At 65.0% G+C, this 14,551-nt stretch carries 11 protein-coding genes and 1 pseudogene; 9 read left to right on the top strand and 3 right to left on the bottom strand.

Features of this window, described 5'->3' with window-relative positions; all coding sequences use genetic code 11:
* Positions 1-123 precede the first annotated feature (123 nt).
* A complete protein-coding gene (locus FDW83_RS08785) occupies positions 124-1,347 on the bottom strand; it encodes an NADP-dependent isocitrate dehydrogenase (RefSeq protein WP_138137564.1) in 1,224 nt (407 codons plus the stop codon).
* The gene (gene acnA, locus FDW83_RS08780) at positions 1,344-4,016 is read right to left on the bottom strand and encodes an aconitate hydratase AcnA (RefSeq protein ID WP_138137562.1); all 2,673 of its coding nucleotides are present in this window, start codon (positions 4,014-4,016) and stop codon (positions 1,344-1,346) included. Before acnA ends, FDW83_RS08785 begins: the two co-directional genes overlap by 4 nt.
* A gap of 132 nt (positions 4,017-4,148) precedes the next feature.
* Between acnA and FDW83_RS08775 the strand changes: the two genes are divergently transcribed.
* The 5 genes from FDW83_RS08775 (at position 4,149) to FDW83_RS08755 (ending at position 8,436) form a co-directional block, all read left to right on the top strand.
* Positions 4,149-5,165 (top strand): tripartite tricarboxylate transporter substrate binding protein, encoded by a 1,017-nt coding sequence (locus FDW83_RS08775; protein WP_138137560.1) that lies wholly within the window; start codon positions 4,149-4,151, stop codon positions 5,163-5,165.
* A gap of 32 nt (positions 5,166-5,197) precedes the next feature.
* Positions 5,198-5,572, top strand: coding sequence for a universal stress protein (locus FDW83_RS08770; RefSeq protein ID WP_138137558.1), 375 nt, complete (start codon positions 5,198-5,200; stop codon positions 5,570-5,572).
* Positions 5,562-6,119, top strand: coding sequence for a tripartite tricarboxylate transporter TctB family protein (locus FDW83_RS08765; protein WP_138137556.1), 558 nt, complete (start codon positions 5,562-5,564; stop codon positions 6,117-6,119). Before FDW83_RS08770 ends, FDW83_RS08765 begins: the two co-directional genes overlap by 11 nt.
* Entirely contained in the window at positions 6,119-7,624 is a 1,506-nt protein-coding gene (locus FDW83_RS08760; RefSeq protein WP_138137554.1) for a tripartite tricarboxylate transporter permease, read from the top strand. The genes FDW83_RS08765 and FDW83_RS08760 overlap by 1 nt, the downstream gene beginning before the upstream one ends.
* Positions 7,625-7,764: 140 nt before the next feature.
* Positions 7,765-8,436: a GntR family transcriptional regulator gene (locus FDW83_RS08755; RefSeq protein WP_138137552.1), complete on the top strand. Its 672-nt coding sequence runs from the start codon at positions 7,765-7,767 to the stop codon at positions 8,434-8,436.
* A gap of 323 nt (positions 8,437-8,759) precedes the next feature.
* Here FDW83_RS08755 and FDW83_RS08750 read toward each other — a convergent pair whose 3' ends face one another.
* A complete protein-coding gene (locus tag FDW83_RS08750; protein ID WP_138137550.1) occupies positions 8,760-9,458 on the bottom strand; it encodes a FadR/GntR family transcriptional regulator in 699 nt (232 codons plus the stop codon).
* A 135-nt stretch (positions 9,459-9,593) separates the two neighbouring features.
* Here FDW83_RS08750 and FDW83_RS08745 point away from each other — a divergent pair, with 135 nt between their 5' ends.
* The 4 genes and pseudogenes from FDW83_RS08745 to FDW83_RS08730 all read left to right on the top strand — a co-directional run.
* On the top strand, positions 9,594-10,961 hold the full coding sequence (locus tag FDW83_RS08745) for an SLC13 family permease (protein ID WP_138137548.1): 1,368 nt from the start codon (positions 9,594-9,596) through the stop codon (positions 10,959-10,961).
* 62 nt (positions 10,962-11,023) lie between these two features.
* Complete coding sequence (locus FDW83_RS08740) at positions 11,024-12,259, top strand: CaiB/BaiF CoA-transferase family protein (RefSeq protein WP_138137546.1); 1,236 nt, start codon at positions 11,024-11,026, stop codon at positions 12,257-12,259.
* A 1-nt stretch (position 12,260) separates the two neighbouring features.
* Positions 12,261-13,814, top strand: coding sequence for a carboxyl transferase domain-containing protein (locus FDW83_RS08735; RefSeq protein ID WP_138137544.1), 1,554 nt, complete (start codon positions 12,261-12,263; stop codon positions 13,812-13,814).
* Between the two features lie 173 nt (positions 13,815-13,987).
* Positions 13,988-14,551: pseudogene (locus FDW83_RS08730) on the top strand (isocitrate lyase); the annotation flags it as partial.

Genomic DNA, 14,551 nt, shown 5'->3' with positions numbered 1-14,551 from the left:
CACTGTCCGTAAAGCGGAAGTTCGCTCTATTCTGACGCCAGAGTTCGTACTGAATGATCGCCTTGACCGGAGCGCCGAGAAGCCAACCTTGTCGTTTCTGCTCCCCAGGACCTAACGCGACGGCTACTTTGCACCTGAAAGGGCTACCAATCGGTCTGCGAGGGCGTCGATAAAGTCTTCCGTAGTAACGCTGACGGTCCCCTTGCCGGACAGGCGAGCCAGGTCTGCGGTCATTGTTCCCTTTTCGACTGTCCTGATCGCCGCGTCCTCCAGGTCTACGGCGAAGCCGGCCAGGCTGGTGTTCCCGTCCAACGTCGCCCGGTGCGCGAGTGCCCTGGTCCAGGCATAAATGGTGGCGATGGGGTTAGTGGAGGTGGTTTCACCCGCCTGGCGGCGGCGGTGGTGCCGGGCGACGGTCCCGTGGGCTGCTTCAGTGAGCTGTATGCTGCCATCCGGGGAGGTGAGGACGGAGGTCATGAGGCCGGGAGACCCAAAGCCTTGGGCGACGATGTCCGACTGCACGTCGCCGTCGTAGTTTTTGCAGGCCCAGACATAGCCGCCTTCCCATTTCAAAGCCGAGGCCACCATGTCATCAATGAGCCGGTGCTCGTAAAAGAGTCCCGCCGCTTCGAAGCGGGCCCGGTACTCCTCCTTGTAAACGCCTTCGAACACGTCCTTGAAGTGCCCGTCGTAAGCCTTGAGAACAGTGTTCTTCGACGAGAAGTACACGGGGTAGCCGCGCCGCAGACCGTAGGCGAAACATGCCCGGGCGAAGTCGCGGATGGAGTCGGTGTAGTTGTACATCCCCATGGCCACCCCGCCGCCTTCCGGGAAGGTTGCCACCTCGTGGCTGGTGGCCGGGGACCCGTCGTCGGGCGTGTAGGTCAGGGTGAGCCTGCCCGCGCCGGCAACTGCAAAGTTGACTGCCTTGTACTGGTCCGCATGGGCGTGCCGGGCGATGACGAGAGGCTTTGTCCATCCTGGGATGAGCCGGGGCACGGACTCGATGATGACGGGTTCGCGGAAGATGATCCCGTTCAGCTCGTTGCGCACGGTGCCGTTCGGGGACGGCCACAGCCGGCTGAGCCCGTATTCGGTTGCCCGGGCAGCATCCGGAGTGATGGTGGAGCACTTGACGCCTACCTGGTGCTCAGCGACGGCCTGCGCCGCTTCCAGGGTGACCTTGTCCCCGGTCCGCTCGCGGTTCGGCAGGGAGAGGTCGAAGCGCAGGATGGGCACCTCGACGTATGGGTTGATAAGCCTGTCCCGTACGAGGGTCCACATGGTGTGGGCCATTTCGTCGCCGTCGAGTTCGACGATGGGCCGGTTCACGCTGATTTTGTTCATGCTGATGCGGCTTCCTTGTGCTGTCCTGCTTCGATGGTGGAGCGCAGGAGGGAGGGGATGACGCCTCCTGCCCGGAGCAGGCTGGCGTCGAGTTCGGTTTCGACGGCGGCGCGGGCGATGAACTCCTCAGCCCCACCGTTCGCGGGGTGCAGGACAACACGGACACGGGCGCGCGGGGCGATGGCACCGGCGGGTGCCACGACCTCGATCCGGTCCCCGGGCTGCAGGTGCTGCAGCCTTTCCCGCATGTTTTCCGGGGTTATGAGCGGCAGCACGCCCATGCCGATCAGGTTTGAGCGGTGGATCCGCTCGAAGCTGCCGGCGATGACTGCCCGCACGCCGAGGAGTCTCTGGACTTTCGCTGCCCAGTCCCGGGAGGAGCCGGTTCCGAACCGTTCTCCGGCGACGATGACCGTGGAGTGCCCCTCCTGCCGGTAGCGGTCGGCGGCTTCGGGCAGTGGCAGGACGTCGCCGCTGGGCCCGTGGACGGTGTGTGCGACCGGCAGCCCGCCGGGGATTGCGGCGCCGAGCCGGTTGTTGACGGTCTTGTTGTGGAAGCCGCCGCGGAGCATTACTTCCCAGTTGCCCCGCCGGGAGGCGAAGACGTTGAGGTCGTCCCGGTCCTCTCCGCGCTCCGCCAGGAAGTCCGCCACCAGGCTGTCCGGCGGGATTGCGCTGGCCGGGGAGATGTGGTCGGTGGTGATGTCGTCGCCCAGGACCAGCAGGGGGTGGGCGATGTAGTGGCCCAGCTGGCTGCCCTGGTCCATTGACGCGAACGGCGGACGGCGCAGGATGGTGGACTCGGGGTCCCAGGGGAACAGCGGCGAGTCCGGTGCTTCGAGGCGGGACCACATGGGGTTCCGTACTGCCACCGAGAAGTCCCTGGCGAAGTCCTGCGGGTCCTGCCCGGCTTCCCACGCCGCATCGATTTCCGCTTGGCTCGGCAACAGGTCAGTGAGCGTCACCGGCGTACCGTCTCCACTGCTGCCGGCACGGAAGTTGTGGGTTGCAAGGTCTATGTCTGCCCTGCCGGCGAGGGCGTAGGCCACCACGAGGGGCGGGGACATGATGAAGCCGAGGTCCAGGTCCGGGTGGACCCTGCCGGGAAAGTTGCGGTTGCCGGAGAGGATGGCCACCGGGCGGCTCCTGCCCTTATCGAGGCTTGCCTTGATCCCCTCGGGGAGGGGGCCGGGGTTGCCGATGCAGGTGGTGCAGCCAAAGCCGACGATGTCGAATCCGACCGCCCCGAGCTCCGCTAGCAGGCCGGACCGCTTGAGATAGCTGACTGCGGCGGGTGATCCGGGGGCGAGGGAGGTTTTGACCCAGGACGGCAGGACGAGTCCGAGCTTCCGGGCCTTGGCGGCGACCAGGCCTGCGGCGATCAGGAGCTTGGGGTCGGTGGTGTTGGTGCAGCTGGTGATCGCGGCAAGGGCGACAGGGAACGGCGGCAGGTCCGCGTCCGGTTCCCGGGCGGGCTTGTTTTTGGAGTGCAGGACCGCCGGTATCTCTGACAGCGCGAGCAGGTCCTGCGGACGGCGCGGCCCCGCGGCGCGCAGCTCGATCGCGTCGAGGTCAACCGTGATGGTGGAGGTGTACTCCGGTTCGGCAGCCGGGTCGAACCAGAAGCCTGCTGCCTGGGCGTACGCCTTAACCAGGTTGCGCTGGAACTCGTTGCGACCTGTTTCACGCAGGTAATCCAAGACGTGGACGTCGATGGGAAAGTAGCCCGTGGTGGCCCCGTATTCCGGTGCCATGTTGGAGATCACTGCCCGCTGTCCTACGGTCAGGCCGGCCACACCGGGTCCGTGGAACTCCACGAATTCCCCCGATATCCCGAGGGCGCGCAGTCGCTGGGTGACGGTGAGGGCCAGGTCAGTTGCAGTCGCGCCGGCAGGGAGTGAACCGGTGAGCCGGACACCGATGACGTCCGGGATCCGGAGGGTGGTGGGCATGCCGAACATGACAGTCTGGGCCTCGAGTCCGCCGACGCCCCAGCCAAGGACGCCCACTCCATTGACCATGGGCGTATGGCTGTCAGTGCCGATCATCATGTCTGGCACTGCCCAGGGCAGGCCGCCGTCGTGATCTTCAATGGTGGTGACGACCGTGGCCAGCTGCTCGAGGTTGATGGTGTGCATGATGCCGGTGCCCGGCGGGTTGATATGGACTGTTTCCATCGCCTGGGAAGCCCACTTCAGGAAACGGTAGCGCTCCCGGTTCCGCCGGTACTCGTGGACCAGGTTGCGGCCGGCCGCGTCCGGATGGCCGTACTCCTCAACTGCCAGCGAATGGTCGATCGAAACGTCCACCCGCAGCAACGGGTTCAACGTCGTCGGGTCAAGTCCGGCTTCCGCGAGTGAGTCCCGCATCGCCGCCACGTCCACCAGGGCGGGTGTGCTGGTGGTGTCGTGCATCAGCACACGCTGGGGCCAAAATTCCAGTTCCTCCTCGGAACTGCGGGTCGGGAGCCAGTTGTGCAGGTTCCCGATTGTCCGTGCAGCCTCCGCCGGCGCCGACCTGCGCAGCGTGTTTTCCGCCAGCAGGCGAAGCACCATGGGCAACCGGTGGAAGTCTGGGCCCAGCGCGAACTGGACGTCCGTGATGCGGAACCTGCGTTCCCCCACCGAAATGGTCTGCTGACCGATGGTGCTTCCGGCCTGGAGCGTCATTGCAACACCTTCTCTTCGCTTGTCTGGCCCTGACTTGCGGGATGGACAGATATAGATCATAGCTTATAAGCTGCAACCGGCGTGCCGATGACATACCGGTGCTGCGCTACTCCCCGAAAGGAAGGAAGGGCGATGGAGCCCCATCCGACGTCTGTTAAGAAACACTCCCGCTTCAAGCAGGTGGCCCGCGCCGCTTTCGCAGTCCTGGGCATCACCGCCGTCGCCCTTGCCTCCGTCAACGCGTCTGCCAGTGGCTCCGGTGATGACGCCCGCAACCGGCTTACCCTGATCGCGCCGGCAGGCGCGGGCGGGGGCTGGGACGGAGCAGCGCGGGAAGCCCAGCAGGCAATGCGCGCCCAGGGCATCGTCAACAACGCGCAGGTGGTGAATATCCCCGGAGCCGGTGGAACCATCGGCCTGACGAAATTCGCGGGCATGGAGGGTGAGAGCAGCACCCTGATGCTGATGGGCATCACCATGCTGGGTGCGATCAACATCAATGGCTCCGACACCACTCTGGAGGATGTCACACCCATCGCCCGAATCACGGAGGACTACGACGTCCTGGTGGTTCCCGCCAACTCGCCGTACAACTCGGTGGATGACCTGGTTGCGGCCTGGAAGCAGGACCCCGGTTCCTTCGCTTTCGGCGGCGGATCACTTGGCAGCGTTGACCAGATGATCATCACGCAGCTGGCCCAGGCCGGCGGCATCGAACCCACTGCGGTCAACTACATCGCGTACTCCGGCGGCGGCGAACTGGCCACCTCGCTCATGTCCGGCACCATCAAAGCCTCGGTGAGCGGTTACGTGGACTTCGCGGACCAGATCGAAGCCGGACGCCTGAAGGCCCTCGCCGTCTCCGCCCCGGAACCGGTGGAGACGATAAACGTGCCCACCCTGAAGGAGCTCGGCTACGACATTAGCCTGACCAACTGGCGAGGGATAGTGGCCGCCCCCGGTATCACCCCGGAGCAGAAGCAGGTCCTGCAGGACATCGTCACCGAAGTGGTGCAGACCCCTGAATGGAAAGACGCCATAAAGCGGAACCAGTGGACTGACAGGTTCCTCGCCGGTGAGGAGTTCGAGCAGTTCATCGCCGATGAGAGCGAGGCCGTGAACAACATCTGGAACGAACTCGGCTACTGACCTCCCCCACCCAACACATCGCTGGAGAAGACATGACAATCCTGGTTGGATACACAACAACCGCCGAGGGCAATGCCGCCCTCAGGCACGGCCTGCAGGCGGCCGAAACCGCCGGCAAACCCCTGGCCATCTTCCCCCTTGGGGAGATTCCGGAACAAGGCAGCGGCGCGGCCCTGCACGGCGCCGTCGAAGCCGGCGCCACACTCCTGGCCCGCGACCCGCAGGGGCGCCATGCTGCCGAAGAGCTGCTGGACACCGCGGTGGAAACCGGTGCCGCCCTGGTGGTGATCGGGGTACGCAACCGCTCCCGGGTCAGCAAAGTGATCCTCGGATCCGACGCCCAGAGCATCATCCTTGGCTCAACGGTTCCCGTCCTAACCGTGAAGGCAGATTCCGATGACCACTGAGACAGGCAACACCGCGGATACAGCGCAGGAAGTCCTGGCCGTTGAACAGCCCGCGGACCGGCCCGGATTCTGGGCCGGCCGCAGCGGGCTGGTGGTCGCAGGCATCCTCGCCGCGATCGGCGCCTACCTCACTGCAGGGATCATCACCATGGATGTCCCGGAAGGCGCCAAGGCGCCGGGGCCCACGTTCTTTCCCATTCTGATCGTCATCGCCATCTTCGTCCTCGCCCTCCTGCTGGCAGTACAGACTCTGCGGAAGCCCGAACACGTGACGGAAATCGGAACAGTGCACCGCTTCCATACCGACTGGAAGTCACTGGCGTTCGTCTTCGGCTCGTTCCTGGCGTTTGCGCTGCTGCTCATCCCTGTGGGCTGGCTCATCTCCGCGGCGGTGCTGTTCTGGGGTGTCTCCCGTGCCCTGGGAAGCAAACGTCCCCTCTTCGACCTCGGCCTGTCCCTGGTCTTCGCCTCCTGCATCCAGCTCGCATTCGGCGCCGGCCTGGGCCTGAACCTGCCCGGCGGCATCTTGGAAGGAATCTTCGGCTGATGGAATCCCTTTCCCTTCTCCTGGAAGGCTTTGCCCAGGCCTTCACTCCCATGAACCTGCTCTGGGTCTTCGTCGGCGCGTTCCTGGGCACCGCCGTCGGCGTGATCCCGGGCCTGGGATCCTCCATGGCGGTGGCGCTCCTGCTTCCGGTGACCTTTAGCCTGGACCCGGTGGGCGCCTTCATCATGTTCGCCGGAGTGTACTTCGGCGGCCTCTTCGGAGACTCCACCATGGGCATCCTCATGAACACCCCCGGCGGCTCAACCGCAATCGCCACCACCTTTGAAGGCCACAGGATGGCCAAACTCGGGCGCGCCCCGCAGGCACTGGCCACATCCGCCATCGGAGCCTTCATCGGCGGCCTCATCGCCACCTCGCTGGTGGTGTTCTTTGCCCCAAAACTCGCTGACATCGCCGTGATGTTCGGCCCTGCCGAATACTTTGCGCTGGCAGTGTTCGCGTTCATCGCCACCGCCTCCGTGGTATCAGACTCAGTCATCAAGGGTCTGTCCGCTCTCGCCATCGGGCTGGCTCTTGCGATGGTGGGCATCGACGGCATCTCCGGGGCCTCGCGCTTCACCGCGGACGTGCCGCAGCTCTTTGACGGAATCAGCATCATCGTCATCACCGTGGGCATCCTGGCCCTGGGTGAGGTGTTCCATGTTGCTTCCCGCATCCACCGCGATCCCAAGCTCTCGGCAATCGCAGTCTCTGGCCGCCCCTACCTTTCCAAGCGGGAATTCCGGGAAGCACTGCCCGCCTGGCTGCGGGGAACGGCCTTCGGGGTCCCCTTCGGTGTCATTCCTGTCGGCGGCGCGGAAGTGCCCACCTTCATGGCCTACGGAACCGAGCGCCAGCTGGACCGCAAGCGCCGCGACCCGCAGTTCGGCAAGGGCGCGATCCGCGGCGTCGCGGCCCCGGAAGCTGCCGGCAACGCCACCTCGGGCACCGCCATGGGCGCCCTTCTTGCGCTGGGCCTGCCCACCTCAGCCACAGCGGCAATCATGCTCGCAGCATTCCAACAGTATGGCCTGCAGCCGGGCCCGCTCCTGTTTGAACGCAACGCGGACCTGGTGTGGGCGCTGCTGGCCAGCCTGTTCATCGGCCTGGTGGTCCTGCTGGTACTCAACCTGCCCTTTGCACCGCTATGGGCAAAGCTGCTGCTGATCCCCAAGCACTACCTCTACGCCGGCATCACGGTCTTCTGCGGGCTCGGTGTGTATGCGACCAGCGCTGCCGTTGCCGATCTCTACATCGTGCTGGCCATCGGGGTCCTCGGATTCATCCTGCGCCGGTACGGCTTCCCCCTGGCCCCCATCATGATCGGCGTCGTGCTCGGCCCCCTGGCCGAGACCAGCCTGCGGAACGCCATGATGTCCAGCGGCGGCCAAGTCTCCGTCCTGGTCGACAGCCCCGTCACCTGGGCGCTCTACGGCATCTTGGCACTGGTGCTCGCCTACACACTCTGGCGCCGCGTCACTGCCAAGGCACGGCAGGACGTCTAGCAAATTCCACTGCCCGGGCAGGGCGCGGGCGGGGCGAACGGGGACGCCTACGCTCCGCACCCTTTCCGCTTTCAATCACCACCAACCCGGTAATCTGAAGCAGACAGTCATGATGCCGGAAGGCGCGTAAGGAGCACACCGTGCCGATCCCTCCCGTTGCCCTCACCAAGAGCGCCTACGCCTACGACGAACTGCGCCGCCGCATACTCACCGGCCAGATCCAGCCTGGCGCAGTCTTCAGCCAGACGATGCTGGCACAGGAACTTGGGGTCAGCACCACTCCCCTGCGCGAAGCGCTTCGCCGGCTCGCTGCCGAAGGTATGGTACAGCTGGACTCACACCGGGATGCGAGGGTCACGCCCCTCACCGCGGATGAGGCGCGGAACCTCTACGTCATTAGGGAAAACCTCGACCCGTTGGCCGCGGGACTGGCCGCCGGCAGCCGCACGCCGCAGGACATTGCAAACATCGAAACAACCCTCCAGCGGCTTACTCCGCTAAGCACTTCCACCGACCTTGACGCCCTGACCGCGCACCGCGATTTCCACCGGGCCATTTATCTCTCATCGCACAATCCGCTCCTCATCGGCATTCTCGAAGGCCTCTGGGACAAAGCGGACCAGTACCGGCAGATCGGGCTGCAAAGCCAACGGGATTCCGAAAAGGACCAGGCCCGCGTCCAGGAAGAACACGTCCAGATCGCCGAGGCCGTCATTGCCGGCGAGGCGGACCGGGCAAGGGAAGCCATGCACCGCCACGTCTTAGGCAGCCTTGGCCGCAGGGCTATTGATGTCCTCGAAGGATCTCAATAGCTGTCGGCGAAGGCTACACCCCAACCTGACGATCGACCCTCACCTGCCCGTACAAAGCAATCGCTACTGCTGCCGGGCGGGTACCCTGACGGCTCCCAGTCTCGGGCCGTGGATAAGACCTGATCCCACTCTTGGGCCGCTCGAAGTCTCCGTAGTGCAGGCACCGGGTTAAGCGCCTTCCGGGAACCCAGGCGGGTTGGCGGAAGGCTTATCTTGAGGTTGGGAAATGAACGGGGCGAGGCTCCCAACGGGGTTACCTGCAACTGCATTTGGGACTTTGCGAGCCAGAGGCTTGGAGTTTTTCCGAAGGTTGCCTAAGCGCGCTATCGGAGCAGTTCCACGTCGGATACGAGCTCGATGTGGGACAGCATGGCTTCGGCTGCGCCTTCGGCGTCCTGATTGCGGATGGCGTCCGCGATCTTGCGGTGCGAGGCGAGGGACTGCTCGGGTCGGCCTGGCTGGCCGAGTGATTCCATGCGCGTTTCCAGGATCATTTCGGCGATGAAGGCCATGAGCTGTGCCAGTACGGAGGAGTGTGCTGCTGCTGTGATGGCCTGATGGAAGAGTTCGTCGCCGCGGGTGCCGCGGTCCCCGTCCTTGATCTCCTGCGCCATGACGTCCAGGGCTTTGTCGATGTCTTTGAGGTCCTGCTCGGTGCGTCGGGCAGCTGCGAGTCCTGCAAGCTTCACTTCCAGGGTGCTGCGCGCCTCGACGATTTCGGGCAGCCTGCTGCGGTGCTCCCGCAGGCCTTTGATCACGGATGCGACGCTGGGGCGCCGGGCCAGTACGGCGCCGGTGCCATGTTGGACGTCGATGACGCCCAACACCTCGAGTGCCACCAGGGCCTGGGCCAGGGTGGCGCGGGAAACGCCAAGGCGCTCAGCCAAGTCACGTTCGGCGGGCAGGAGATCACCTGGTCGAAGCTGCGCAGATTCGATATAGGCGAGGATCTGCTCCACGAGTTGTTCGTAGAGCCTTGGTCTGGTGACCCGCTCAAGTCCTATCCGGGGTGTCTTGTCCACAAGCCCTCATCCGTCGTCGTCGGTTCTCCAAGAGTACAACGAGTCGCTATTGACAGATAGACCCGCTGTCTAAGAGGCTAGTCCAGTGAGCCAGTGGTTCACGTCACAGATTTCTTTCCCTATGGAGGACCAACGATGTCCGCTCCTGTTTTATCCATCATCATCCTGGCGGCAATGTTCCTGCTCGCTACCGTCCTGCCACTCAATATGGGCGCCCTCGCCTTCGTTGGCGCTTTCCTGCTCGGCACGCTGGTACTGGGCATGTCCACCAGCGACATCCTCGCCAACTTCCCGGGCGGACTCTTCCTCACCATCGTGGGTGTCACGTACTTGTTCGCCATCGCGCAGAACAACGGCACCATCGATCTCCTGGTGCGAGGTGCCGTCAAGCTGGTGGGCAGCCGGGTGGCCCTCATCCCGTGGGTCATGTTCGCCATCACCGCCGTGATCACCGCCGTCGGCGCGCTGTCTCCCGCCGCCGTCGCCATCATCGCCCCCATCGCGCTCAACTTTGCCGGCAAATACAAGATCAGCCCGCTCTTGATGGGCATGATGGTCATCCACGGCGCGCAGGCGGGTGGTTTCTCTCCAATCGCCGTCTACGGCGTCACAGTTAACGGCATCCTTGCTAAAACCGACCTGGCTTTCAGTCCAACAGCGCTGTTCCTGTCCAGCCTCATCTTCAACATCATCATCGCTCTCGTCCTCTTCGTGGTCCTGGGCGGCAGGAAGCTGTTGTCCTCCCGGGTAAGCCACTTCGTCGAGCAGGCCGCCGAGGCGCGGATGGCCGTCAGCGTCGGGGCCAAGGCAGGCAGGGACGTGTCCTTCAAAGGCTTCGGCTCGGGCATGTACGGCCCGCGCGATCCCGCCGGCGATGGCGCTGCAGCCACGAAGGAACAAACTGAGCGGATCCCGCAACTGGTCACCATTGGCGGCCTGATCGCGCTGGCAGTCGTGGCCCTGGGCCTGAAGATGGATGTCGGCTTCGTTTCCATCACCATCGCGGTCGTCCTGGCGCTCGTCTCGCCAGCCGCCCAGAAAGGGGCCATTAACAAAATCAGCTGGTCCACGGTTCTGCTGATTTGTGGCATGCTCACCTTCGTCGGCGTGCTTGAAGAGGCCGGCACCATCGAGTTCGTCTCCAACGGCGTTGCCGGCATGGGCATGCCCCTGGTGGCAGCCCTCCTCATCTGCTTCATTGGCGCCATCGTTTCCGCCTTCGCTTCCTCCACCGCCATTCTGGCCGCACTCATCCCGCTCGCGGTGCCGTTCCTGTCCACCGGTGAAATCGGAGCTGTCGGGGTCATCTGCGCCCTGGCCGTCGCCGCCACCATCGTCGATGTTTCACCGTTCTCCACCAACGGCGCCCTGGTCCTGGCCAACGCCCCCGAAGGTGTGGACAAGGACAAGTTCTACAAGCAAATCCTCGGCTACAGCGGCATCGTCATCGTCGCCGGCCCCATCCTTGCCTGGCTCGCACTTGTTGTCCCCGGCTGGCTATAGCCGCCCTGAATTCCCGCCTCTTTTGGCCCCGGCCAACCTTCGATACGAAAAGGAAGCAGCGCATGAACCGAGCTGACCGTCCCCAAGGCCCTCTGGCCGGCCACACTGTCATAGACCTGAGCCGGGCCCTTGCCGGCCCGCACGCCGGCATGATGCTCGCCGATTTGGGCGCCCGTGTCATCAAAGTGGAGAACCCCGGGACGGGGGACGACACCCGCGGCTGGGGCCCGCCCTTCGTCGGCCCCAAGGACGACCTGCAGTCCACGTACTTCATGTCCTGCAACCGCAACAAGGAATCCATCGCACTGGACCTGAAAAGCGGCGACGGCCAGGCCGTGCTGCGCGGGCTGCTGGAGCGCGCCGATGTGGTGATCGAAAACTTCCGCCCCGGCGTGATGGACCGGCTGGGCTTCTCCACCCGGTTCATGCACGAACTGAACCCGCGCCTGGTCATACTGTCCATCACCGGCTTCGGCCACGACGGACCCGAGTCCCAGCGCAGCGGCTACGACCAGATCCTCCAGGGCGAAGCGGGGTTGATGTCCCTCACCGGCTCCGGCCCGGACGACCCGCAGCGCGTGGGCGTCCCGATCGCCGACCTGCTGGCCGGCATGAACGGCACAACAGGAGTTCTCGCAGCGCTGGTTGAACGCGACCGGACCGGCCGGGGCAAGGTGGTCCGCACGTCACTGCTGGCCTCGCTGATCGGGGTCCACGCCTTCCAAGGAACCCGCACCACGGTGGCCGGCGAGGTCCCGCAGGCGCAGGGCAACCACCACCCCTCCATCGCCCCCTACGGGTTGTTCAACTGCAAGGACGGCAGCGTCCAAATCAGCGTCGGCAGCGAAAAGCTCTGGGCCTCCTTCGCCGCCGCCTTCGGCCTGGACCCCGCCGCCCCGGGCTTTGCCAGCAACGCCGAAAGGGTGCGGAACCGCGCCGGGGTGATTGCCGCCGTCGAACGCGTCTTCGCAGACTATGGCGCGGCGGAACTGCTGGACAAGCTGAACGACGCCGGGATCCCGGCCGGGAAGGTCCGCTCCTTGGACGAGGTATACGCCTGGGAACAGGTCGCCTCCCAGGGCCTCGTCGTGGAGGTGGAGCATCCGCTGCTGGGCAAGGTCAGCCTCCCCGGCCCACCGCTGCGGTTCTTCGCCCCGGGCGACACCGCGGAAACCACCATCACCGGGCATGCAGCTTCGCCGCTGCTGGACGCGGACGGCGAATCCATCCGGGAATGGCTGGGCCTGGCCCCTGCCGACAACGCCACGGCCCCCTTCGCTGCTGCGGAGGCCCGCTAGCGTGACTGCATCCCAGAAAATCAAGCACCTGACCGCCGCCGAGCTTATCGCCACCGTGCTCGATCCCGGCTCGTACCGCAGTTGGGACTCGCCCGTAGTGGATCCCAACCCCGGCCCGGAGTACCGGCAGGAACTGGAGGCGGCCCGGATGAAAACCGGAGTCGATGAGTCCGTACTCACCGGCGAAGGTCTGATCCGCGGCCGGAGGGTGGCGGTTATCGTCAGCGAGTTCCGTTTCCTGGCCGGCTCCATCGGCCACGCCGCAGCCGAACGAATCGTAAACGCTGCTGAACGGGCCACCGGGGAACGACTTCCCCTCCTGGCAGGACCAGCGTCCGGCGGCACCCGTATGCAGGAGGGCACAGCAGCGTTCCTTTCCATGGTGAAGATCACCGCGGCCGTCCGCGCGCACCGGCAGGCCGGGCTGTCCTACTTGGTTTACCTCCGCCACCCCACCACCGGCGGCGTGATGGCCTCCTGGGGATCACTTGGACACATCACGGTTGCAGAGCCCGGCGCGCTACTCGGGTTCCTGGGACCGCGGGTGTATGAGGCATTGCACGGCTCGCCCTTCCCGGAAAACGTGCAGGTGGCCGAGAACCTTTTTGACAAAGGACTCGTGGACGCCGTAGTCCCGCCATGGCAATTGTCCGACGTCGTCGACCGCGCCCTGAACATTCTGGTTGCCGGCCCACAGCCCCGCGTCCGTCCGCCGCGCACACTCACCACGAAACCGTCTGATGCAGGGGCTTGGGAATCGATCACGATCTCCCGCAATCCCCAGCGTCCAGATCTGCGCCAACTGTTGACTTCCGCCGCCCGCGATGTCCTTCCCCTCAACGGCACCGGCCAGGGCGAAAAGGACCCGGGACTCCTGTTGGCTCTGGCCCGCTTCGGACAAAAGTCCTGCGTGGTGATTGGGCATACCCGGCCCCGGCCGCCGCAGCAAACCGCGATGGGACCGGCATCGCTGCGTGAAGCGCGTCGCGGCATGCGTCTGGCTGAGGAGTTGGGACTGCCACTGGTCACGGTAATCGACACCGGCGGTGCGGCGCTGTCAAAAGAGGCAGAGGAAGGTGGCCTGGCCGGTGAAATAGCGCGCTCTCTCCATGACCTCATCGGCCTGCGCTCCCCAACCGTATCGGTGATGCTGGGCCAGGGCACCGGGGGCGGGGCATTGGCGCTTTTCCCCGCAGACCGGACCATCGCCGCGCAACATGCATGGCTATCCCCGCTGCCGCCCGAGGGAGCAAGCGCCATCGTGCACCGCAGCACCGATTTCGCCCCGGCACTGGCGGAAGCGCAGGGTATCAATGTCGCATCCCTGTACGCCCTCGGGATGGTCGAGCACGTTGTAGACGAGCGCCCCGACGCCGCACTCGAAGGCAGGGCATTCTGCCAGCGCCTGGCACAGGCGATCGAATTCGAACTGGCCGCCCTCTCCGCCACCGGGCTGGACGAGCTCCTTCCGCAACGACTCGAAAAATACCGCCAAGTCGGGACGCTTGCAGGACTGCCCCAGCCCATCCTGCCCGCAACAGCAGGCGTTCCCTAGCACCTCCACCTTCGCGGGAAATGCTTTTGCCCCACCTGTTCCCCTCTAAAGAAGAAGGGATTTCCGGGAAGCGGCAGGTGATGAAGCGAGCACATAAATCGAGGGCCCAGCAATGCAAAAAGCAGGTCTGTCACAACAACGCTCAATAACAAATACAAACAAGGAGATCAACGATGACCGCAGCATTTGAGCCCACCTCCCAGACGCTCGAAGAACAGGCCGCGGCCCTGGAGCTCGAATGGTCCGCCAACCCCCGCTGGGAAGGTGTGACCCGGGACTACTCAGCCTCCGACGTCATCCGCCTCCGCGGCCGCGTCTCCGAAGAACACACCCTCGCCTGCCGCGGCGCGGAGAAGCTGTGGAAGCAGCTCAGCGCGGAACACAAGGAGGGCAAGTACACCAATGCCCTCGGTGCCCTCACCGGCAACCAGGCAGTGCAGCAGGTCAAGGCCGGGCTGCGGGCCATCTACCTCTCCGGCTGGCAGGTGGCCGCGGACGCCAACAACTCCGGCCATACCTACCCGGACCAGTCCCTCTACCCCGCCAACTCCGTTCCCACCGTTGTCCGCCGGATCAACAACGCCCTGCTCCGGGCCGACCAGATCGAATTCTCCGAAGGCATCCAGTCCGTTGAGGACTGGCTGGTCCCGATCGTCGCCGACGCCGAGGCCGGCTTCGGCGGTCCGCTGAACGCCTACGAGCTAATGAAGTCCATGATCCAGGCCGGCGCCTCCGGC

It is taken from the genome of Pseudarthrobacter sp. NamE2 (genome assembly GCF_005796205.1).
Classification (GTDB): Bacteria; Actinomycetota; Actinomycetes; order Actinomycetales; family Micrococcaceae; genus Arthrobacter.
Note: the sequence above shows the minus strand (reverse complement) of the source record. Positions and strands in the feature narration are given on the sequence as shown.